This is a genomic window from Pigmentiphaga sp. (assembly GCF_033795525.1).
In the GTDB taxonomy this organism is placed as follows: Bacteria; Pseudomonadota; Gammaproteobacteria; order Burkholderiales; family Burkholderiaceae_B; genus Pigmentiphaga.
On record NZ_JARYGM010000003.1, the window covers coordinates 470,170 to 491,168 of the forward strand.

14 protein-coding genes and 1 pseudogene are annotated in these 20,999 nt (G+C 63.8%); 5 read left to right on the forward strand and 10 right to left on the reverse strand.

The window, feature by feature from the left end:
* The first annotated feature begins 2 nt into the window (after positions 1-2).
* Genes QHC78_RS10790 through QHC78_RS10800 form a run of 3 tightly spaced genes read left to right on the forward strand, consistent with a single transcriptional unit; the run spans position 3 to position 10,360 of the window.
* Positions 3-1,886 (forward strand): DUF8451 domain-containing protein, encoded by a 1,884-nt coding sequence (locus QHC78_RS10790; RefSeq protein ID WP_319744296.1) that lies wholly within the window; start codon positions 3-5, stop codon positions 1,884-1,886.
* A 1-nt stretch (position 1,887) separates the two neighbouring features.
* Entirely contained in the window at positions 1,888-8,250 is a 6,363-nt protein-coding gene (locus QHC78_RS10795) for a DEAD/DEAH box helicase (protein ID WP_319744298.1), read from the forward strand.
* Position 8,251: 1 nt separating this feature from the next.
* The gene (locus QHC78_RS10800; RefSeq protein ID WP_319744300.1) at positions 8,252-10,360 is read left to right on the forward strand and encodes a UvrD-helicase domain-containing protein; all 2,109 of its coding nucleotides are present in this window, start codon (positions 8,252-8,254) and stop codon (positions 10,358-10,360) included.
* A gap of 57 nt (positions 10,361-10,417) precedes the next feature.
* Here the strand turns inward: QHC78_RS10800 and QHC78_RS10805 are convergent.
* The 3 genes and pseudogenes from QHC78_RS10805 to QHC78_RS10815 form a co-directional block, all read right to left on the reverse strand.
* Positions 10,418-11,278: pseudogene (locus QHC78_RS10805) on the reverse strand (phage integrase N-terminal domain-containing protein); the annotation flags it as partial.
* Positions 11,279-12,014: 736 nt separating this feature from the next.
* Complete coding sequence (locus QHC78_RS10810; protein WP_150342693.1) at positions 12,015-12,299, reverse strand: HigA family addiction module antitoxin; 285 nt, start codon at positions 12,297-12,299, stop codon at positions 12,015-12,017.
* A gap of 72 nt (positions 12,300-12,371) precedes the next feature.
* A complete protein-coding gene (locus QHC78_RS10815) occupies positions 12,372-13,556 on the reverse strand; it encodes an STY4528 family pathogenicity island replication protein (RefSeq protein WP_319744307.1) in 1,185 nt (394 codons plus the stop codon).
* Positions 13,557-13,944: 388 nt separating this feature from the next.
* Here QHC78_RS10815 and QHC78_RS10820 point away from each other — a divergent pair, with 388 nt between their 5' ends.
* On the forward strand, positions 13,945-14,445 hold the full coding sequence (locus QHC78_RS10820; RefSeq protein WP_319744309.1) for a YaiI/YqxD family protein: 501 nt from the start codon (positions 13,945-13,947) through the stop codon (positions 14,443-14,445).
* 42 nt (positions 14,446-14,487) lie between these two features.
* Here QHC78_RS10820 and QHC78_RS10825 read toward each other — a convergent pair whose 3' ends face one another.
* The 5 genes from QHC78_RS10825 to QHC78_RS10845 form a co-directional block, all read right to left on the reverse strand.
* Positions 14,488-15,786, reverse strand: a complete 1,299-nt coding sequence (locus QHC78_RS10825) for a TRAP transporter large permease (RefSeq protein WP_319744311.1) — start codon at positions 15,784-15,786, stop codon at positions 14,488-14,490.
* Between the two features lie 7 nt (positions 15,787-15,793).
* Positions 15,794-16,300: a TRAP transporter small permease gene (locus QHC78_RS10830; protein ID WP_319744313.1), complete on the reverse strand. Its 507-nt coding sequence runs from the start codon at positions 16,298-16,300 to the stop codon at positions 15,794-15,796.
* A gap of 92 nt (positions 16,301-16,392) precedes the next feature.
* Positions 16,393-17,445, reverse strand: coding sequence for a TRAP transporter substrate-binding protein DctP (dctP, locus tag QHC78_RS10835; protein WP_319744314.1), 1,053 nt, complete (start codon positions 17,443-17,445; stop codon positions 16,393-16,395).
* Between the two features lie 43 nt (positions 17,446-17,488).
* Complete coding sequence (locus QHC78_RS10840; RefSeq protein ID WP_319744316.1) at positions 17,489-18,295, reverse strand: alpha/beta fold hydrolase; 807 nt, start codon at positions 18,293-18,295, stop codon at positions 17,489-17,491.
* Complete coding sequence (locus QHC78_RS10845) at positions 18,276-18,836, reverse strand: cupin domain-containing protein (protein ID WP_319744318.1); 561 nt, start codon at positions 18,834-18,836, stop codon at positions 18,276-18,278. The genes QHC78_RS10840 and QHC78_RS10845 overlap by 20 nt, the downstream gene beginning before the upstream one ends.
* A 191-nt stretch (positions 18,837-19,027) precedes the next feature.
* On the opposite strand from QHC78_RS10845, the gene QHC78_RS10850 reads away from it, so the two are divergent.
* Positions 19,028-19,945: a LysR family transcriptional regulator gene (locus QHC78_RS10850; RefSeq protein WP_319744320.1), complete on the forward strand. Its 918-nt coding sequence runs from the start codon at positions 19,028-19,030 to the stop codon at positions 19,943-19,945.
* A 16-nt stretch (positions 19,946-19,961) separates the two neighbouring features.
* On the opposite strand, the gene QHC78_RS10855 is transcribed toward QHC78_RS10850, so the two are convergent.
* Positions 19,962-20,576, reverse strand: coding sequence for a YiiX/YebB-like N1pC/P60 family cysteine hydrolase (locus QHC78_RS10855; RefSeq protein ID WP_319744322.1), 615 nt, complete (start codon positions 20,574-20,576; stop codon positions 19,962-19,964).
* Complete coding sequence (locus QHC78_RS10860) at positions 20,573-20,974, reverse strand: DUF4878 domain-containing protein (protein ID WP_319744323.1); 402 nt, start codon at positions 20,972-20,974, stop codon at positions 20,573-20,575. The genes QHC78_RS10855 and QHC78_RS10860 overlap by 4 nt, the downstream gene beginning before the upstream one ends.
* Between the last annotated feature and the right edge of the window lie 25 nt (positions 20,975-20,999).

Here is a 20,999-nt window from a genome sequence, read left to right on the forward strand (position 1 = left end):
CCATGCGTAGCGCCACCGACCTTTTCGAGGAACTCAACTCGGTCGATGAGTCCACCCGCATCGAGGCCAAGCGCGCCAGCGAACTAGGCAAATCCGTGATGCAGACGGTCATCGCCTTCGCCAATGAGCCTGGGCTGGAGGGCGGTTATCTGCTGTTGGGTGCGGACTGGTTCGTCAACGACAAGGGCGATACGGTGTACCGTGCCGCTGGCCTGCCCGACCCTGACAAGGTGCAGCGCGACCTGGCCAGCCAGTGTGCGTCCGGGCTCAATGTCGTTTTGCGGCCGGAGATGCAGACCGAGATCGTGGACGGCAAGACGGTGCTGGTGGTGTACGTGCCCGAGGCCGATGTCACGCAGAAGCCGGTCTATCTCAAGGCTACCGGTTTGCCGCGCGGGGCCTACCGCCGCATCGGTTCCAGCGACCAGCATTGCGTGGATGAAGACCTGTGGGTGCTGCGCGGCGAAAGCCAGCCGTTGCACGGACCGGATTCCAGCATCCTGCCCGATGCCCGGTTGGATGACTTCGACCAGACAGCGGTAGCCGCCTATCGACGCGAACGTGCCCGCATCAACCCCCAAGCCGAGGAGCTGGATTACGGCGACGAGGATCTGCTCGAAGCCCTGGGCGCATTGCGTCGCGTGGACGGTCGATTGCAGCCGACGCTTGCCGGCATGGTGCTGTTCGGCAAACCCCTGGCGCTGCGCCGATTGTTGCCCATGGTGCGCATCGACTACATCCGCGTTCCGGGTAACGAGTGGGTGGAAGACCCTGAAAACCGCTTCCAGTCCATCGACATCCGCAAGCCGCTGTTGCTGGCGTTGCCACAGGCCGAGGCCAGCATCATCGACGAGTTGCCCAAGGGCTTTCGTCTGCCCGAAGGGCAGTTGCACAGCGTGCAGGAGCCGATCCTGCCGCGCAAGGTGATCCGCGAGGCGCTGGCCAATGCCGCCATGCACCGCAGCTACACCGTGCACAGCCCGACCCAGATCATCCGCTACAGCAACCGCATCGAAATCCGCAACGTCGGCTATTCGCTCAAGGAGCCTGCGCAGTTGGGTACACCGGGGTCACGCCTGCGCAACCCGGCCATTGCCGCTGTGCTGCACGACCTGCACCTGGCCGAGGCCAAGGGCACCGGCATCCGCGCCATGCGCCGCCTGGCCGCCGAGGCAGGCTTGCCCTTGCCGGAATTCCACTCCGACCGGCAGGCCAACGAGTTCCGGCTCACCCTGTTCCTGCACAACCTGCTGACCGAGGACGACCATGCCTGGCTGCGGGGGGTCGCCGGCCCGGCGGTCAGCGCCGACGAAGCCAAGGTGTTGATCTACGTTCGCGCCACCGGCGCGGTGGACAACACCGCCTGCCGGGATTTCTGCGGGCTGGATACGCTGGCGGCCAGCCTGGTCCTGCGCCGGCTGCGCGACCGGGGACTGTTGGAGAAGCAAGGAGCGGGCAGCCGCACTTATTACACCCTGGCGGCTTCCGAGCGCCAGGCAAGCGTCCCTCCCGACCAGACTGAACTGCCGCTGGATGTTCCGCCCCACGCCGACACCCTGCACAGCCGCTCAGCCGAGCATGCCACCCAAACCGACGAAGCTTGCAACCTTGAGCTTGCAACCTTGCCTCCCGAGCTTGCAACCTTTCTTGCAACCCTGAAAGGACGCACAACGGAGGCCGCCCTGCGCGACGCTATTTGCCGCCTGTGCGACTGGAAGCCGCTGACGGTGGATCAGCTTGCAACCTTTCTGGGCAAGAGTCGGCAATATTTGCGTAACAAACATCTGATTCCGATGGTGCGCGACGGCGAGCTGCGTTTCCGTTACCCGGAAAGCGCCAAACACCCGCATCAGGCTTATGTGACGCCCAAAGCGGGGGATCTTTGATATGCAACCCCTAATCGTTTCCCAGCAAATCACCCAAGGAGTGGCCGACTTTCTGCGCGCGGCCTTCCCGGCCGCCACGCCGGGCTTTGATGGCCTGATCCAGCGCTTCCTGGCCGACCGCGAACGGGTGTTCAAGGGGCCGTACCTGACCCTGCCACTGCCGTTCCGCAAGCAGGCCGATAGGAAGCAGCCCGCGTTCAGTTGGCTACCGCCAGGCTTCGTCCCCCATGCCCACCAGGGCCGGGCGTTCGCCCGCCTGACCGGCGAGCTGGCCCGCTCGACCCTGGTGGCCACCGGCACCGGCTCGGGCAAGACCGAGTGCTTCCTCTATCCGATCCTGGAGCACTGCCGCGAACAACGGGAACTGGGCCGGCCGGGCATCAAGGCCATCATCCTGTACCCGATGAACGCGCTGGCCTCGGACCAAGCCAGCCGCCTGGCCAAGGAGATCCTGCGCACACCGGCCCTGGCGGGTATCCGCGCGGGCCTGTACGTGGGCGAGGCCCCGGCCGAGGAATCCTCCCGCGTGCAGCAACTGGCCGATGGCGGCTTCTCGATCATCACCGACCGCAACGCCCTGCGCGAAAACCCGCCGGATATCCTGCTGACCAACTACAAGATGCTGGATTTCCTGCTGATCCGTGCCGCCGATGCGCCACTGTGGGCGCGGCAGCAACCGGATACGCTGCGCTATCTGGTGGTCGATGAGTTGCACACCTTCGACGGTGCCCAGGGTACGGATCTGGCCTGCCTGATTCGCCGCCTCAAGGGCCGACTGGAGACGCCGCCGGGGCAACTGGTGTGCGTGGGCACCTCGGCCACGCTGGGCAGCGATGGCGAACAGGATTTGCTGGCGTTTGCCGGCCAGATCTTCGGCGAGACGCTGGATGACCAAGCCGTGATCGCCGAAGACCGCGAGCCGGTGGCGGACTATCTGGCGGATGCCGTGGTGGAGTTCACCCAGTCTCCGCCGCCGGACGCCGCGTCGGTGTTGGATCCGGCAGGCCATGACGACTTGCCGTCCTGGCTGGCGGCCCAGGTGCCACTGTGGTTCGGCACCTCATGCAGCGCCGAGCAAGTGAACGATGCGGGCTGGCGCTGTCGCTTGGGCGGGATGCTGAAAAGCCACTTCGCCTTCCAGAACCTGTTGCGCGATATGGAGCGCCTGGGGCCACGCGCCGTGGCGCTGGACGATCTGCTGGCGGTACTGGCGCGCCGCCTGCCACCCCATGCCGACGCGCGCTATCCACTGCTGTGGCTGGGCAGCCTGCTGGCGCTGGTGGCGCATGCGCGCCAGCCTCGTGGCGTGTCGCTCGACGCGGTGCGCGGCGAACAGGACGTGACCTTCTTCCTGCAAGTCAAGGTGGAGCTTTGGCTACGCGAGTTGCGCCGCATGGTGGCTTCATTGGGCAACCCGCCTCGACTGACCCATCACGACGATCTGGGCAAGGCCGAGCAGACACAGGTCTGGTTGCCGGTGATCCACTGCCGAGACTGCCACGCCACCGGCTGGGGCACCACCTTGCCCAGGACCAGCCCGAATCAATTCAACCAGGACATCCAGCAGTTCTACAGCGCCTTCTTCGCCGAGGATGTCAGCACCCGCTTTCTATTCCCCCATGGCGAAAGCGCAGACCCGAAGCTATTCGAGCACAAGAAGGTCTGCCCGCGCTGCGGTACGCTGCATGCGCTGGGGCAGACGCACTGCGACTGCGCGGAGGACCCGGTCGCGCTGGTGGATGTCGATGTGACCGCCAACCTGCGCGAAGGCACGCGCAACGGCGCCCGCTATACCCGTTCCCATCATGACTGCCCGTACTGCGGCGGGCACAAGACGCTGTCCATCGTCGGTTCACAAGCAGCCAGCTTGGCGGCGGTGATGCTGGCGCAACTGTTCGGTTCACGTTTCAACCCGGACAAGAAGCTGATCGCGTTTTCCGATTCGGTGCAGGACGCGGCGCACCGTGCGGGGTTCCTGGCGGCCCGGACCTGGCGCCTGAACTTGCGCCCGGCGGTGGCCCAGGTCATTGCCGCAGCGCAGCAGGCCGGGGAACCGCTGACGCTGGCTCAACTGCCGCAAGCCTTCGAGGACCACTGGCTGCCAGCAATGGGGCAGGGCCATTACCTGGCCAACTTCCTGCCGCCGCAACTGCATTGGCTGCGGGATTTTGAAACGCTGATGAGCGAAGGTTCGCTGCCAACCAATAGCGAGTTACCGCAGGATTTGCGTCGCATCCTGCCGTGGGTGCTGAATGCCGAGTTCGGCCAGGACGCCCATATCGGCCGCAGCCTGACCGTGACCGGGACCGCCAGCGTGGAACCGCCACCGCAGGCACTGACATCGGCCGTGCAGTGGATGCTGCCACGCCTGCAGGCCACGCTGGAGCCGCTGTCTGACGTGCCAGCGGATGCTCTGGCGGTATTCCTGCGAGGCATCGTGCAATCCCTGCAGCGGCTTGGGGCCTGGCGCGACGCTGGACTGCATTTCTATGCACAGGTCGGCAATCGGCCGTGGGTCTACAAGCGCAATCCTGTGCAGTTCCAGATGCTGTCTGGCCCGCGTCCGCCACGCTTCGTGAGCCTGGTCGATTACCAGCGCTGCGTCGGTGTGTTGGGCAGCCACGCGAAGTGGTATCGCGCCTGGGCCTTCAAGACACTGAAACCGCTGCATGCGTTGGCCCTCGGCGCTGACAGTTTGCTGCCGGCGCTGTATCAGCTGGCATTCGAGGCGCTGGCCGAGGCAGGTTTGCTCGGTGCTGAACAGGCAGATGGCAAACCGGAGATTCGCGTGTGGGGGCTGGAGCCTGGCGCGTTTCTGGTTTCTTTGGGCAGTCGCGCCTGGCGTTGCGGCATCTGCCACAGCGAGTGGCGCACGGGGACTGAAGTTTCGCTTGCCGGGCAGCCTTGCCGACACCCCGGCTGCCGAGGGCATCTGGAAATGCTGACGGAAGGCGATGCCGACTATTACCGCAACCTGTATCTGCGTGCGGACATCCAGCGCGTGGTCGCCCACGAACACACCGGTCTGCTGCCACGCGGCACGCGCGAGCGGGTAGAGCATAGCTTCAAGTCCGATAGCCAGGCTCCTGGCAGCATCAATGTGCTCTCGGCCACGCCGACGCTGGAGATGGGTATCGACATCGGCGATCTGTCGGCAGTGCTGCAGTGTTCCGTGCCGCCACAGCAAGCCAACTACATCCAGCGCGCGGGACGCGCAGGACGCAGCACCGGCAATGCCTTGTTGCTGACCATGGCGGCCAGCAAACCGCACGACCTGTATTTCTGGGCCGACCCCAGGGAAATGATCGCCGGCAGCGTGCCGGCACCAGGTGTGTTCCTCAACGCCTCGGCGGTGCTGGAGCGCCAGTTGACGGCGTTCACGCTGGATTGCTGGGTGCGCGAACGGGGTCGTAACGCCTCGATTCCGCAGGAGATCCGCATGGTACTCAGCGCAGTGGAAAACGGTGCGACGACGCGTTTTCCCTTCCCCTGGCTGGAGTATGTGGAGGCACACCGGGCCAGCTTGCTGGATCGCTTCCTGGCGCTGTTCCAGCAGGATGGCGGGCAGATCCTGACCGAAGCCACCCGGCAGTGGCTGGCACGTTTCGTCAATGGTCGGCAGGACGAGGAAAGCTCCCTGAGCTTCAAGATCGTCAGCAAGCTGCAGGGTATCGCCCGTGACGTGGCGCAGATCAAGCGTCTGCGCGAGAAGACCGTCAAGGAAGTGGAGAAGCTGGAGCAGCTTCCTGTGCGCGGCGAGGAACAGGAAGAAGAACTGAAAACCCTGCGCCAGGAACGTGCGGCGTTGGCGCGCCTGATCGGTGGCATTGAGGGCAAGCTCACCCTGAACGTCTTTGCCGACGAAGGCCTGCTGCCCAACTATGCATTCCCCGAACAAGGCGTGCTGCTACGCTCGATCATCGTGCGCGACACCCGCCGGGAAGGACCGCCTGCCGAGCCCTTGACCTTTGAATACGAGCGCCCCGGCGCAACCGCCATCACCGAGCTGGCGCCCAACAACACCTTCTATGCCGAAGGCCGCCGGGTGGTCATCAACCAGGTGGATGTGTCTCGTGTCAAACCAGAGGCCTGGCGCCTGTGCCGCCAGTGCTCCTACGCGGAGCCCTTGTCGGCGGGCGACAGGCACCACCAATGCCCACGTTGCGGCGATGGCCAGTGGCGCGACACCGGGCGGGTCCATGAAATGCTGCGCCTGACCACCGTGTTTGCACGCACGCTGGACCGAGAAAGCCGGATCGCCGATGACTCCGACGAGCGCACACGTGGTTTCTACGTGCGCCAGGCGCTGGTGGACAGCCCGCCGGAAGCGGTGCGCCAGGCGTTCGCCATCGAAAACCCCAGTTTCCCATTTGGGTTCGAATTCCTTGACCGGGTGACATTCCGCGAGGTGAACTTCGGCGAGCAGACGGTGGATGCCACGCCGATGACCATCGCGGGCGAAGAACTCAACCGGCCGGGCTTCGCCATTTGCCCTGAGTGCGGCACGCTGCAGCGTCGCCGCAAGGCCGAAGAGCTGTATCGCAACCATGCCCCCTGGTGCTCACGCCGAAAAACACCCGAGGCCAGCACCCAGCAATGCATCTTCCTGTACCGGGAATTCGCCAGTGAAGGTATCCGACTATTTCTGCCCGAGGTCGGATTTGCCGAATCCAAGGAAGCCTTGCTGAGCTTCATCTCCGCGCTGGAGCTGGGATTGAGCAAACGTTTTAAAGGGGCAGTGGCGCACCTGCGCATCGCTACCGACGTACGGATGGCAGCCGACGCGGAGTCGGCGCGAACCTATCTGGTGATCTACGACAGCGTGCCGGGCGGCACCGGATATTTGAAGGAGCTGATGCGCGACCCAGCCCCGCTGTTCGAAGTATTCAGTCTGGCGGCAACCGCATTGAACACCTGCACTTGCAACCAGGACGACACCGCCGACGGCTGCTATCGGTGCATGTACCGCTATCGCAACAGCCATGAACGCCAAGCCATCTCGCGCACGGTGGCGCAGAAGCTGTTGGCACAGATCCTGGAGCACCGCACAGAGCTGAAGTCCGTCAGCAACCTTTCCCAGCAAACAGGCAACAGCCTACTGGAAAGTACGCTGGAAAAGCGATTTCTCGAAGCACTGCGGCGTGAGCATGCTGGCGTCGCGTTCACGCTCAAGGACAAGCTCGTCGGCGGTAAGCATGGGTACCTGATCCAAGCAGGCAGTCGCCGCTGGCGTCTGGAATTGCAGGTGGCACTCGGTGAGCGCGAAGGTGTCGTCGTGCCATGCAAACCGGATTTCGTTTTCTGGCCCGATGATGGCGTGGACGATGTGCCGATCGCGGTATTCACTGATGGCTGGCAGTATCACAAGCACATCGTGGCCGAAGACTTGGCCAAGCGCATGGCGGTGGCCAAGAGCGGACGGTTCGCAGTCTGGACACTGACCTGGGACGACATTGACGCGGCTCTGCGTGCCGAACCGGTCCCGGATTCCACAGCCTGGGACGAATTGTTGCTCGGGCCTGCCGATCAGGTCGTCATGCGTCTGTGCGAGGCCCAGGAGATTGCCTCGCTGGCCGCCTTCCACCGCTTGTCACCTTTCCTGCAACTGCATCGTCGGCTGGCGCAGGAACGGCACGATGCCTTGCGCCGTCTCGCCGGCGTTCTGGGTGCGGCCATGTCGGCGCCACCTGGCGACGGCGCCGCCTTGAAAGACTTCCAGCAAGGCGCCTTCCGCCGGCGGCTGGACGACTATGGCTTGCTGCCCGACACCAGCAGGCACCGCTGGGGCCAACGCAGCTGGAGCGCTGCCGTGCAATGGCTGGCGGGTCTGTCATCGGAGCAGTTGCAGCAATGGATGACCGGCCAGGCAGCATCGTCCGCAGAGCCGGTGGTGCTGGTGCAGTGGCAACCGGACGATGTACCGGAGGCCGAACTGCAACGGCGCTGGCGCCATCTCTGGCAGTGCCTGAACCTGCTGTTGCCCTTGCGCCATCTTTGGGCAGGCCATGACGAGATGGCCGGCCTGCCTGGTTTCCAGGCCAGCCCTGTACTGCGCCAGGCGGAACAGACATTCGACAGTCATTGGCAAACGGCACTGGAGTTGGCCAGCCCGGATGTGCAGGCATGGTTGCTTGCATTGGCGCATGCAGGCGCGCCGCTGCCGGAAGTCGGCTTCGAATTGATCGACGGACGCGGGCGGGTACTGGCGGAGGCAGAGCTGGCCTGGGTCAGCCTGAAGATCGCCGTGCTGCTGGCCGATGACCAGGCCGATGCCTCCTGCTTCGAGGCAGAAGGCTGGTCGATCTATATCGCGACAAAAGACGCGCCAGTCCAGGCGCTTCTGGATCGCTTGAAGGAGCATTGAAATGGCCCTTGCACCCAAGATTGCCATGTCCGACGACTTTCTGAAGTCGTTCGCCAGGATTCCGCGCCAGAACCAACAGGCGGTGTTGACCTTCGTCGCCAAGTTCCGCCAGAACCCGCTGGCCAGCGGTATCAACTACGAGCGCATCAATGATGCCGCCGATCCCAACATGCGCTCGGTGCGCATCAACGACAACCTGCGCGGCATCATACTCAAGCCCGAAACAGGCGATGTGTATTGCCTGTTGTGGGTGGATCGCCACGACGATGCCTATCAGTGGGCCAGGCGCCACCGTGTCGCGATTCACCCTGACGTGGGCAGCCTGCAAGTCTATGCGGTACAGGAAACGCATTCCCTGGCCAATAATGAGATAGCCCAGACCGAAACCCCCACAAGCAAAGGCCTGTTTGCGGACTTGCGTGACCGGGAGATCCGCAAGCTGGGGGTGCCGGAAGAACGGCTGGCAGCCGTGCGAGCAGCCGTATCAGAAGCGGACCTGGAGGCCCTCGAAGCACAATTGCCGGATGAGGCCTTCGAGGCCTTGTATCTGTTTGCCGCCGGCGAGCCCCTGGACAAGATATTGGCCGAACGGGCACCTTCCGATGCGGTCGACCCCGAAGATTTCGGTGCCGCTTTGGCGCGCGACAGCACACGTCGTCACTTTGTAGTGCTCACCGATGACAGTGATCTGGACGCACTGCTGGCCGCCCCACTGGAGCGCTGGCGCGTGTTCCTGCATCCGAGCCAACGTAAACTGGTGGAAGGCAACAAGAGTGGCCCCGTCAAGGTCACCGGCGGTGCCGGTACCGGCAAGACGGTGGTGGCCATGCATAGAGCCAGGTGGTTGGCCAGGCAATACGCGGACCTTCCGGGGCGCCCGATTATCTTCACCACGTTTACTCGCACGCTGGCCGAAGACATCCGTCACAACCTGTCTCTGCTGTGCTCACCGCAAGAATTGACCAAGATTCAGGTGGTCAACCTGGATCAATGGGCGTCAGGCCTGCTGCGCCGCTTCGGCTATCCCTACGCGCTGCTCTATGACGAGAAACAGCGACGTGGCTTCTGGCAAGCCGCCTTGTCCGCGCTGCCTGCAGGCGCTGCCTACAGCGCCGCTTTCCTGAGGGCGGAGTACGAGCGCGTGATCCTGCCCCAAGGTTGCGAAACGGCGGAGGATTACATGCGCGCCCGTCGCATCGGACGTGGCGGGCAATTGGGCCGTTTGCAGCGCAAGGCGTTGTGGCCGGTGTTTGCCGAATATCGGGCGCAATTGCACGCGGCCAACCTTCGCGAGCCGGAAGACGCCTTCAGGGAAGCCTGCCAACTGATACTGCAGGAGAAGCCGCAACTGGGCATTCGCGCCATGGTGGTGGATGAGGCGCAGGACATCAGCGCCGCTGCCTACACCCTGATTCGCGCGGCCGTGCCCAAGGCCGAGAACGATTTGTTCATCGTCGGCGATGCCCACCAACGCATCTATCGCCACAAGGTGACGCTTGGACAGGTGGGGATCGAGGTAAGAGGTCGCAGCCGTACCCTCAAGGTCAATTACCGGACCACCGATGAGATTCGACGTTGGGCCTGCGCACAGTTGGAAGGTATTGATATCGACGACCTGGATGGAAGCATCGACAGCTTGCGCGGCTATCGCTCATTGACCCACGGCGACTTGCCGGAAGTTCTTCCATCCGCCTCCTTGCAGCAGGACGTGGAGCACATCCTGTCCATCGTTGAGCACGGCAAAGCCGATGACATCGAAGCCCGGCGTATCTGCGTCACGGCCCGCACCAACGAAGATCTGGATGCACTGGCACAGGTATTGCGGCAACGCGGCGTGGCTTTTCTCAGGCTGGAGCACGGCACGACGGATGATCCTGCGGAAACGGGTATCCGACTGGCCACCATGCATCGCGTCAAGGGGCTGGAGTTCGACATCGTCATCCTGGCTGGCTATCGCGGCGCCAGGCAGTATGCCGAGCAGTTCAGCCATGACGAAGACGTCGGTGTCACGGACGACACGGAGATTTCCGAACGTTGTCTACTACACGTTGCGGCAACACGCGCCAAACGGCATCTGTTTGTGCTCGCCAGGGGTGACTCACAAGATTGAACCGTCAAATTGCTGGGAACAGCTGATGTTGCAAGAGCTGGCCTGATTGGAATCTCGTGTTCCCAGGTAAATCGCTGTAATTGTCGCACGCTCATGTCCCAGCTCTCGGCTGATCTGTTGCCGGGCTTGCTGATCCAGCAGGCGTTGGGACGAATCCAATTGCACCGTACTGAGGCCACCCGCCGCCGGCGCCTTCCATCCCGTCAGCACCTCATACCGCATCTGCGCGTACCGATGCCGCAGTCCGTGCATGTTGCTCAACCCTGCCGCCTTGCATTGCCCGTCGTAGACGTGCCGTTGCTGGATGTAGGTCTTGTTCGCCGGGATCAGCGAGCCCAACCCTGCCAGTCGGTATGCTTCGTCCAGCACCGTCCGCTGCTCCGGCGTAGTGATCGGCACCGTCCGGTCACGTCCGCCTTTGGCCCATGACCCTTTGATGGCAATGTGGTCACCACGGTCCGCATAGCGGGGCTGGAACTTGATGGACTCTTCCCGCCGCAAACCGAAGGCAGCCTGCAATCGCAGGCTCATGCGGACATGAGGATCAGTGACCCTGTCCAACCTGTCGCCCAATTCCTTGGCCTTGCTTTCATTGGTCACATAGCGCCGCTCGGGAATGCCCAGCTTGGTGTTGTCTGCCGGCAAGATACCTGCCTTGCCAACCTTCTCGGCCCACCAGCGCAGATGCGCCATACGGTTCTTCAATGTACCGGCGGACAGGCCTTCGGCTTGCCAGCGTTGCAACAGGGCTTCGACATGCTTGCCCTTCAACGACGTAGCACGCATCTGGCGGAAGCCTGCTTCGCGCAATTGATGAGCGGCCAGGCTCAGCGAGCGCTGCCGATCGGCCTGGGTGGCATGGCTGCCGTCGCGGTTGCGCAGGCAGAGTTGTCGCAAGGTATAGGTCAGGTCGTCCATCGGAGCGTCCCTCCATCGGTTGTCGATTATTGGGGCTGAGATACAAGGGTCAGTGTTTGTGCCAACTCGCCAAAGCGAGATCCCGAAAGGGCAAGGGCCAGATGCTCAGTTCACCTGTGGCCTCGAATGAGGCGTCCGCCGCGCTTCCTGCAGGAAGGTCAGGCGGAGGAATTGCGAGGGACGACGACGCGATGTGCTGGGATGAATACCTCCTGCGGAGTGATGGAAAACGGGCGCAAGCATGTCGTGCCAGGTCGGGACGACCGGCAATACACGCCGTATATGGCAAAGCGCCAACAGGCACTGGACGACAAGGATTGGCGTGACGAACCACGCCGAAGATGAGAAAGGCTCTGCCCGTGGGTAGGACGGCACACCGAACGAGCCTGGGGTGTACCTGGGATGATTCCATCCGGCAAACCGGATCAGCGCTTGCAGGAACCTGCGCTATCGAGGCAACCGTGTGGGAACGGCATGGAAAGCATGGCGATGCTCCATGTGGCGCTTACTGCCCTGCGCCAAGGTTCCGGTGTTCATACCCACCGGCAGGTCATTGCAAGGCCAGTGTGCCGGGGCATCATCATGTACGCAGCAATCAATGCGGTAGCGCGCCAACCCGTATTGTTGCTGCAGTTCGCCGGGCCGTCACTGCGGCGGGCAGTGACGGCCCTATAACCGGAGCCAGGCACTGCAGCAAGCCTCTGTTATCAAGGGCTGGCGCACTCATCCACCACTTTCACTGTGTCTGCAGACGCTTGATCGGTGGATGTGGCCGCTGCCGAGCCTGCCATAGGTCATAGACGATCTGCTCATTCAGATACTGGCTCGCACTGCCCAAGCCCGCCAGTTCCAGCCGATAGGCCAGATCAGCGCTAATGGCGGCACGGCCATTCAACACAGTGGAGAGTTGGCCACGGGAGTAACCCAGGTGCTCGGCCAGGGCAGTGATGCTCAGGCCAATAGCGGGCAACACATCCTCGCGCAGGGACTCGCCAGGATGCGGTGGATTGTGCATGGACATGGCGTGGTACCTCCCCGTGATAGAGACCAACGACAGCGCGGTCTAGCCTAACATCCAGTGCAAGGTCATACCTTACGTTGCGCCAAGCAATCCTGGCACTCCTGCAATGGGCTTCCCCTTGGGCCGAGTGGGCAGCGCACCACTGCCCGCCATGCTCTCAATGATCTGTCCAACCGATTTTGCGGACGGCTGCAGAATTTGCCGAATCTGCGCCAAGGACTGTTCCACCACGTCACGAGAGGCCGGTTTGACGGCTGGGACATCAGACAATGCAGAGGCTGAAGGCGGCAAAACCTGCAATCCACTGGCTGCTGTTGCAGCCCCTTGCTGCGGAGCAGGTTTGCGTGCTGCCCACAGCTTGAACATCCCGTTCACCGCCTTCTTGTTCAGCCCGTACAGGTAGGCAATGGCGTTATGCACACCACCCGAGGCGCAACGCGCGTCCCATTCCGCCAGTACAGCCTGGCGTTGTTCCAGCGCCAAGCCCCTGAGACGCGCCATGAGGATTTGCTGCTGATCCTGCGGCAGTTTCTGGAAGCGAATTGGCAAAGCTGACCCGGATACTTGCACTTCGGACTGTGACGGGTACGTATGTACTTCTTTTAATACTTCTTTTTCTACTGTACGTACTGTTGCAGTGGATGCGGGTGTGGACTTCGGAATGCCGTCCCTGGCTTCGACAGACCTGTTCGTGATGGGACCGCGACCATCGGCTGGCGTTGACCCACTTGGGCCACCTGGATCATGGTCATCGTCATTGCCCCGCAGCTGTTCGATGCACTTCCTCGCTGCTGCGGGCAACCGCTCCAAAGCATCAGGATGACGCATGGCCTCGTCGAGGATGGACCGAGCCAACTGGCGAATCGTCGCACTGCTATGGCTGAGTGCCCGTTCGAGCAACGGCAGATAATCGTCGTCTTCCAGGCAGGCTTCGGCGAAGGTCAGCGGTTGATTGCGCACGGCATAACGGCTGGCCATGGAGAAGCCGGTCATGGGATTGCGGCGGTATTCAACCAACGCAATCCACGTAGACAGCCGCAGGCAAAGTACAGCCCTGGACACGGTTTCAAGGGCCGCCTGCTTGCTGCCCGGTGCGCTGGGCAGGTATTTGCGTAGCGCATCGTAGCTGAGGACCACGGTGCCGTCGCTGCTGGCCAGCGCACGGAAAGTCAGCCAGGCATTGCGCTCCAGCGGCGTCAGCCGCTCATCCAGCAACAAGGCTTTCGGGGTGATGATGTCTGAAGGTTGATGTGACATGACAAGGCTCCTGTCGGTATCGGCCACATGGCCAAAGGAGCCGCCATCTCACCCCAGCATTACCGCTGCCGCCGCAAACAATCCGAACTGCGCGCTACCCGTATTGTTTGGGCTGGGGCAGGTCGAAGCATTCTTGGCGTTCTGCGACAGAAGGTAGGAAAATAGCCCAGCAGCAGTCAGTGGGCGTTGATGGCAAGACAAGAGGCGTCGGCCAGCGCACTTCATCAGCGTAGCCAGAGCACGATTCGTCCAAGCAGCGCCATGCACGTCCATCAAGAGACACATATCGGCTTTGGGTCCAAGAAAAGGTCCAAGCAGGTCAACGTCATCTTTAAATGCCATTTAAAATCAAAAAGATACGACTCAATCAACCCTTCTGCATCGGCAAATGAACCCTTCCCCTCTCCGCATCTGGGTCGACGCCGATGCCTGCCCGGCCGTCATCAAGGACATCCTGTTCCGCGCCGCGGACCGCTGCGGCGTGCAAGTAACGCTGGTCGCCAACCAGATGCTGCGCACGCCGCCGTCGCGCTGGGTCAATGCGGTGCAGGTGCCCCGCGGCTTCGATGTCGCGGACGCCTACATCGCCGCGCAAGCGCAGCCGGGCGATCTGGTGATTACCGGCGATATCCCGCTGGCCGCCGAGGTGCTCAAGAAGGGCGCCGCGGTCTTGAATCCGCGCGGCGAGCGCTACACCGAGGCCACCATAGGCGAACGGCTGGCCATGCGCGACATGCTCGAGGAACTGCGGTCGAGCGGCGTGGCCACCGGCGGACCGGCCGCGTTCGGCCAGGCGGACCGGCGGGCATTCGGCAATGCGCTCGATCGCTTCTTGCGCACCGCGCTGGGGCCGGCGTCGGGGTCGGGGGGAGCGGCCGGCCCGCGCTGATGCGCCCCAAAAGATGCCGCAAGCCCATGTCCGCCGCAGTTCCTACATCCTCCCCGGCAGCCACGTCGCCAGCGGCGGCCACTGGTATATCGCCCACGCCACGAGCAGTATCAGCGCCCAATACGGCGCCGCCCCGGCGAAGATCTGCCTGATGGCGATGTCCCGGTCGGGAATCGCCGCCTTCACCACGAATACGCCAATGCCGAATGGGGGCGTCAGTACCCCGGCCTCGATCACCAGGATGCCGACAAGCGCGAACACAATAGGATCCACACCCAGGCTGGCAGCCACTGGCCAGAAGATCGGCACGGTCAGCAGCATGATGGAGATGCTATCGATCAGCATCCCGAGCAGGAACCAGACGGCCACCATGAACAGCATGGTCTGCCCCGGTCCCAGTCCCATGGACTCGAGCACTTCCTGCACCTGTTGCGGTATGCCGTTGAGCGCGATCAGCTTGCTGTACATCACGGCGGTCAGCAGCAATAGCATGATGGGTGTGACGGTGCGTCCGGATTCGACGAAGGCGATGGCCAGTCCGCGCAGCCGCATGCCCTTGGCGACGGCCAGGATGGCGGCGCCGAGCAGGCCGACCGCGCTGCCTTCGGTAGGCGTGAAGTAGCCGAACCAGATGCCGCCCAGGGTCACGGCGATGAGCAGGACTACGCCGAGCGAACCGATGACCTGCCCCGACGTAAGCGCCACGGCACTGCCTTCTCCCTCCGGCGCCAGCGCGGGACGCAGCTTGGCGGCTGCCATGCAATAGAGCGCATAGAGCACCGCGAGCAGGATGCCGGGAAAGACGCCCGCGGCGAACAGCCGCCCCACCGATTGCTCGGTGAGGATGGCCCATACGATCATGAACACCGAAGGCGGAATCAGCAGCCCCAGCACCGAACTGCCGGCGATACAGCCGACCGCGTAGCTGCGGCTGTAGCGATTGTCGCGCATGGTGGGATAGGCGACGTGGCTGAAGGCCGCCGCGGCAGCCACGCCCACGCCGGTCACCGCTGCGAAGATGGCGTTGCCGCCCACCGTCGCCACGGCCAGGCGGCCGGGTACGCCCTTGAGCAGCCGGTTGACGACGCTGAACAGGTCGCTGGCGGCGCCGCAGTGGGCGATCAGCATCCCCATGACGGTAAACAGCGGGATGACGACGAAGTTGTATTCCTTGATGCCCGACAGCGCCGTTTGCTGCAGCAGGTCGATGGCGGGCTGCAGTCCGCCCAGCGCAAAGTACAGCCCGAAGGCCGCGGCGCCGGCAAAGGCGAATACCACCGGCACTCCCAGTACCGCCAACACGGCGAGCGCGACCAGCCCGCCCCAGATTTCAAAAGCCATGTCGTCCTCACTCGGGGAGCTGATCGTCTTTGTCCCGCATCCGGCCGCGCACGCCATCGATGGCGTAGAGCAGGCACACCAGGGCCGCGACGATCCAGAGCGCCAAGGTGCCGAAGCGCAGCGGCCACGCCGCGATCCGGAAAGCGTCGTTGCCGAAGAACTCGTCGGTGGCCCAGCCATTCCATGCCGGTTCCCACGACGCTACGGCCATGGCTATGAAGAATGCCGCGCCGAGCAAATAAGTGAAGGCATTGAGCCAGCTACGCACCATGGCGGGCAGCAGGTCGAGCAGGAAAGTTACCCGCAATAGCTTGCGCTGGCGGATGACATAAGGCGTCTGCAGAAAAGTCAGGAGCACCAATCCCACGCCCACCAGTTCCGCCGTGCCTGCGAACGGCCGGTTGAACAGCAGCCGGCCGCTCACGTCGTAGACGATGATGAGGGTCAGCGCCGCCACCAGGCAGGCGCCGGCGACGTGCAGGCCCAGCAGCAACCTGTCGATACACAGCTTCATGTCCAGATCTCCTCGTTGCGGCGCGCCGCGTGCGCCGGTAAACGGCGATGCGCCATGCCAGCGGCATGCCGCATCGGCTGCGCCGGCTCGGCTTACAGCGGGTAATCCGTCGGGAACTTGTATCCCGCCTCGTCCAGGAAACGTATGTAGGTCTTCAGTACGTCGGTCGCCGGATAGCCCTTGCCGTCGAGCTCCTTCGCGGCCTTGCCGGGCAGGTCTTTGAGCAGGCCGGCCCAGTGGCGGCGCTCGGCTTCAGGCAAGGCGTTGACCTTGATGCCAGCCGATTTCAACCGGGCCTCCACTTCCTCGTCGCGCCGCTTGCTGATCTCCGCCACGCGCGCCGATGCCTCGGTAGCCACTTCGTCGATGATGGCCACGACTTCCGGCGGCAGCTTCTTCCGGGTGTCCATGTTCATGAATGCCACCAGCGTGCTGAGCGACCCGAAACCCGTCTTGTTGAAGAACTTGGCGACCTCCTTGAGCTTGAACGCCTCCATCCCGGAGATGTAGAACAGGCTGCCGTCGGCCAGGCCGTTCTGCATGGCCTGGTAGTGTTCGCCAATGCCCAGCGTGACCGGCACGGCGCCGAGCGGCAGGAACAAGGGCGCATTGGTGCCGGCCAGCGCGATGCGCTTTCCCTTGAGCTCGGCGGCGCTGTTCCAGTCGAAACGGCTGGCGATACCATAGGCCTCGGACACCATCGAACCGAGCACGTAGCAGTTGTACGGCTTCATGCTGTCCTGCAGGGCCGGCACCTCTTTCAGCATACGCGTGGCAACCTCGTGCTGCACGATCGGATCGGGCGAGGTGAAGGGGACATAGGCGCTGTAGTTGAGCAGCCCGGCTCGCGACTGCTCGAAGCCGATGGGCGACAGACCGATATCCAGGGTGCCTTTCTGTACTGCTTCGATGGTGCCGTCGACCTTGGCGACGCTGCCGCCCCAGGCCTTGATGAAGCGCACCGTGTGTCCGGTTTTAGCCTTGACCCGCGTGGCCACTTCCTTGGCGAAGAAATCATCGTAGACCGACACGTAGGTCAGGCCCGTGGTATGCCCCGAGCCCATGCGCAAGGTAAAGCTGTCGGCGCGCGCGCCCACCGCGCAGACCAGCATCGTCACGGCGGCAAAAATCTGAGCAGGCTTCATTCCTATGTCTCCGTGTAATCGTTGTAGCGGTCGTGATTGTCGGTCACGACAGGGTGCCCAGCACCAGTTTTTCGTACTCCCCGGGATTCAGCAGGTGCGGGTAGTGCCCGCCGTGCGGCAGCGAGACGTGGCGTGCGGCGGAATAAGCCGCCCGCAACCGTGCCCGGGCCGGCGGCGGAATCAGCGGATCGTCGTCGCAGTCGAGCACGGTGATGGCCTCCGCCGCCAGCGGCAACGGAGGGCAAGCGCGGGCCCGCACCACGCCCAGGAAGCGGGCGCGCAGGTTTTCAGGCGACTGCCGCTCGGCCAGCATGATTTCCTGCAGCGCCTGTAGCGGCGACGAGGGCATGGCGCGCACCCGCCGCAGCCATTCCGCGTGGAGCGTCGCGGCATCGACCGACTCGACATAGCCGCGGTCGAACAACGGATTGTCGGCCAGGTCCGAACTGTCCGTGAAGCCGTTGCCGATGACCAGCGCGCGCACGCGCTGCGGATAGGCGAGCGCGAAGAACTGGATCCAATACGCCGCGAAGGACGAGCCGGCGACGGTCGCCCGCGGCACTTGCAGGCGATCCATCACCGCCGCCAGGCCAGCGGCCAGCGCCCCTGGCTCGGACAGCGCCGGGTAGGTCACCGCCACCAGCCGCACGCGTTCGCCCAGGGACAACAGGATGCGGCCGAACATCGCGCCGTCGCCGACGGAACCGGGCAGCAGCACCGCGGCCGGGCCCGGACGCGCGGTATCCAGCCAGCGCCACTCCTGACCATCGACCAACATCGAACGCCATGGATAACGTGCCTCCAGGTCGGCCAGCCAAACCCGGGGGGATTCAATATTTGCCGTCGCCATCGACGTATCCCTTGGCCTTGAGTTCGTCCATCGCCTGCGGCGAGAACTCCGCCTGGGGCGCGTTGCCTGCGATCACGAACAGCAGCCAGTGCTTGCTGTCGGGCTCTTCGTGCGTGATGTTCTCGAAGCGGCGCTGCACGCCGGCGGGGAAGGAAATCACATCGCGCGGGCCGAGCTCGAACGATTCCACCTTGCCGTCCACTTCCCAGGAACAGCGCCAGCGGCCGGTCAGCGGCATGAAGGTCTCGTTGGTATCGTGGTTGTGCATCATCGGCCCCTTGCCCGGCGCGGCCTCGCAGAACCCGAGATTGAAACCTTCGTTGATCTTGATGGCGGCATGCTCGGCTGCCTGCGCGCCCACCGGAGAAACCCGTCCTGGCTCGCCTTCGGGCGGCTGGAAGCCGATCACGTTGTAGAGCGTGCGTTCGGCACCCGGGTAACGGCTATCCGGCAGACCGCCGTCATAGCCTCTGATCTCGCTGAACAGCGCGACCCGCTTGCGCATTTCCTCGCGCGTCACGCGTATCGTCGGTAGACTCATCGCATTCTCCTCTTCGATGGCAGATGCCGCCGGCCGAGCGCCGAACGGCCGTCCCTATTAAAAGACCGGCCCCTTGGCCGCTACAATCTGCCACGCCGATAGCCGCTATCGATTTCTCGTTGGTGCGCTGCGCAACGGCGGCGTGCCGTCCTGGATGGGCGGCATCCCAGGGTTTCTCCGGAGGAAAGCCTTTGCGACTGCGGGATGTGGACTTGAACCTGCTGGTGGCCTTCGACGCATTGATGCGCGAATGCCATGTCACGCGCGCGGCCTACCGGCTGGACGTCAGCCAATCGTCGATGAGCCTGGCACTGTCCAAGCTGCGCGTCATATTCCACGATCCGCTGCTCGTGAAGTGCCACAACGGCCTGATCGCCACCGAGAAAGCCCGCAGCCTCGTGCCCAAGGTGGAAGAGATCCTGCGCAGCGTCGATATGCTGCTGAGCGAGCAGCAGCCGTTCGATCCCAGCCAGGCGCAGGAAACCGTGACGATGATCGTCATCGACTACATCGACTTCGTCGTCATGCCGCGCCTGCTTAGCGAGCTGCAGCGGCTGGCGCCCAACGTGTCGCTGCGCATCGTCGGCCCCAATCCGCGGCGGCTCGGCGAGGTCATGAGCAACGGCGAAATCGACCTCGCGCTCTCGTACTTTCCCGAACCGCCGGACAACATCCGCACCCGGCCGCTTTTCTCGGACAGGCTGGTGGGCATCGCACGCGCCGGGCACCCGCTCTTCGAACGGCCGCTATCGCTGGACCGGTTCTGCGACTTCGCCCATATCGCGATCGAGCCGGCCGAGGGCGCCACCATGTACAACGCCCTGGTGGACGACGCGATGCGCCGTGCCGGCCGCCAGCGGCGCGTGGCGGCGTCCAAGCCGACCTTCCTGGGCGTGCCGTTCATCGTCGCCCAGACCGATCTGGTGGCAACGCTCCCCGAACGCGTTGCCCAGCGCTTTACCGACATAGCGCCGATACGGATTTTCGAACCGCCGCTGGCCTTGGAGGCCATCAATGTGGTGCAGATGTGGCACGACCGCACGCACAACAACCCGCTGCATCGCTGGCTGCGCGAACTGATCGACCAAGTGTGCGGGCATTGGCGCTGAGCCGCGCAGGAAAGCCTCAGTGGGCGCTGGCGGTGGGGAATGGCGGCGGGCCGCTCGCCCGCGCGCCGGGCATCAACGGCCGCATCCGCGGCGAGGCAAGCAGGTCGCTGGGCAATAGATAACGCCCGGGCAGCAAAGGCAGCGACAGCGAGGTGAAGCGGACCTCCAGATCCAGCCCAGCGTCCTTCCACGCCTGCCATACCAGCGCCGTGCAATACGTTCCGGCCCCGTCGGCTACGCGGAACGGCCGGCCCAGCATCGCCTGGACGCGGTCCACGGCACGGCGGCGCTGTTCGCCGCTGGCTTCTACGTGATAGACCACGTGGCGCTTGGAACGACGTGGGTCGGTGAAGAAGGCGAGAGTATCGGCCACGACGCCGTCAGGCCGCCCACGGACTTCCGAAGGGGTGGCGTGCACCACGTGCCATTGGCCCGGGCGGCCCACTAGCATGCCGACATGGCTGAATGCGCCGCCATCGGCCGCCATGACCGCGGCGCTGATGGCCTCGGTGCCTTCCCGGAAAATCAGGTCGCCGGCTTGCGCGCCGGCAGGCAGCTCAGCCGCTCGCGCCGCGGCCAGCATCAGCGCAAGCGCGCACTGCGCCAGCGGAACGCGAGGCCGCCTCCTCACTTCAGCAGGATCTTCCAGTGCCCCTCTTCGTTGACCAGGCGATGCGACTCGGTCTGGTCCTTGCCGTTGTTGTACTTGACGCGGACGCGCACTTGCGCGGTCTTGGCCGCCTCATCGACCTTGCTGTCCAGAATCTCGATCTTGTCCAGTCCGTCATTGGCCTTGATGCGGTTCTGCATTTCCCCGACGATCATCTGGACCTTGCCCTTGGCCTGGACCATCTGGGCGGCCGGCACCTGCGCGAAAGAAATCTGCTCGGTCGCCTTTTCGACATCGCCCTTGGCCGCTGCCTGGTAGAACGCCTCGAGCGACGACTCGGGCTTGCCGCCGGAGCAGGCGGCGAGAACCAATGCGCACAGGGCGAGAAAGACAGTGGAAAAGGGGCGGGCAAGCAGCATCGGACGGTTCCTTGTTCTTGACGTG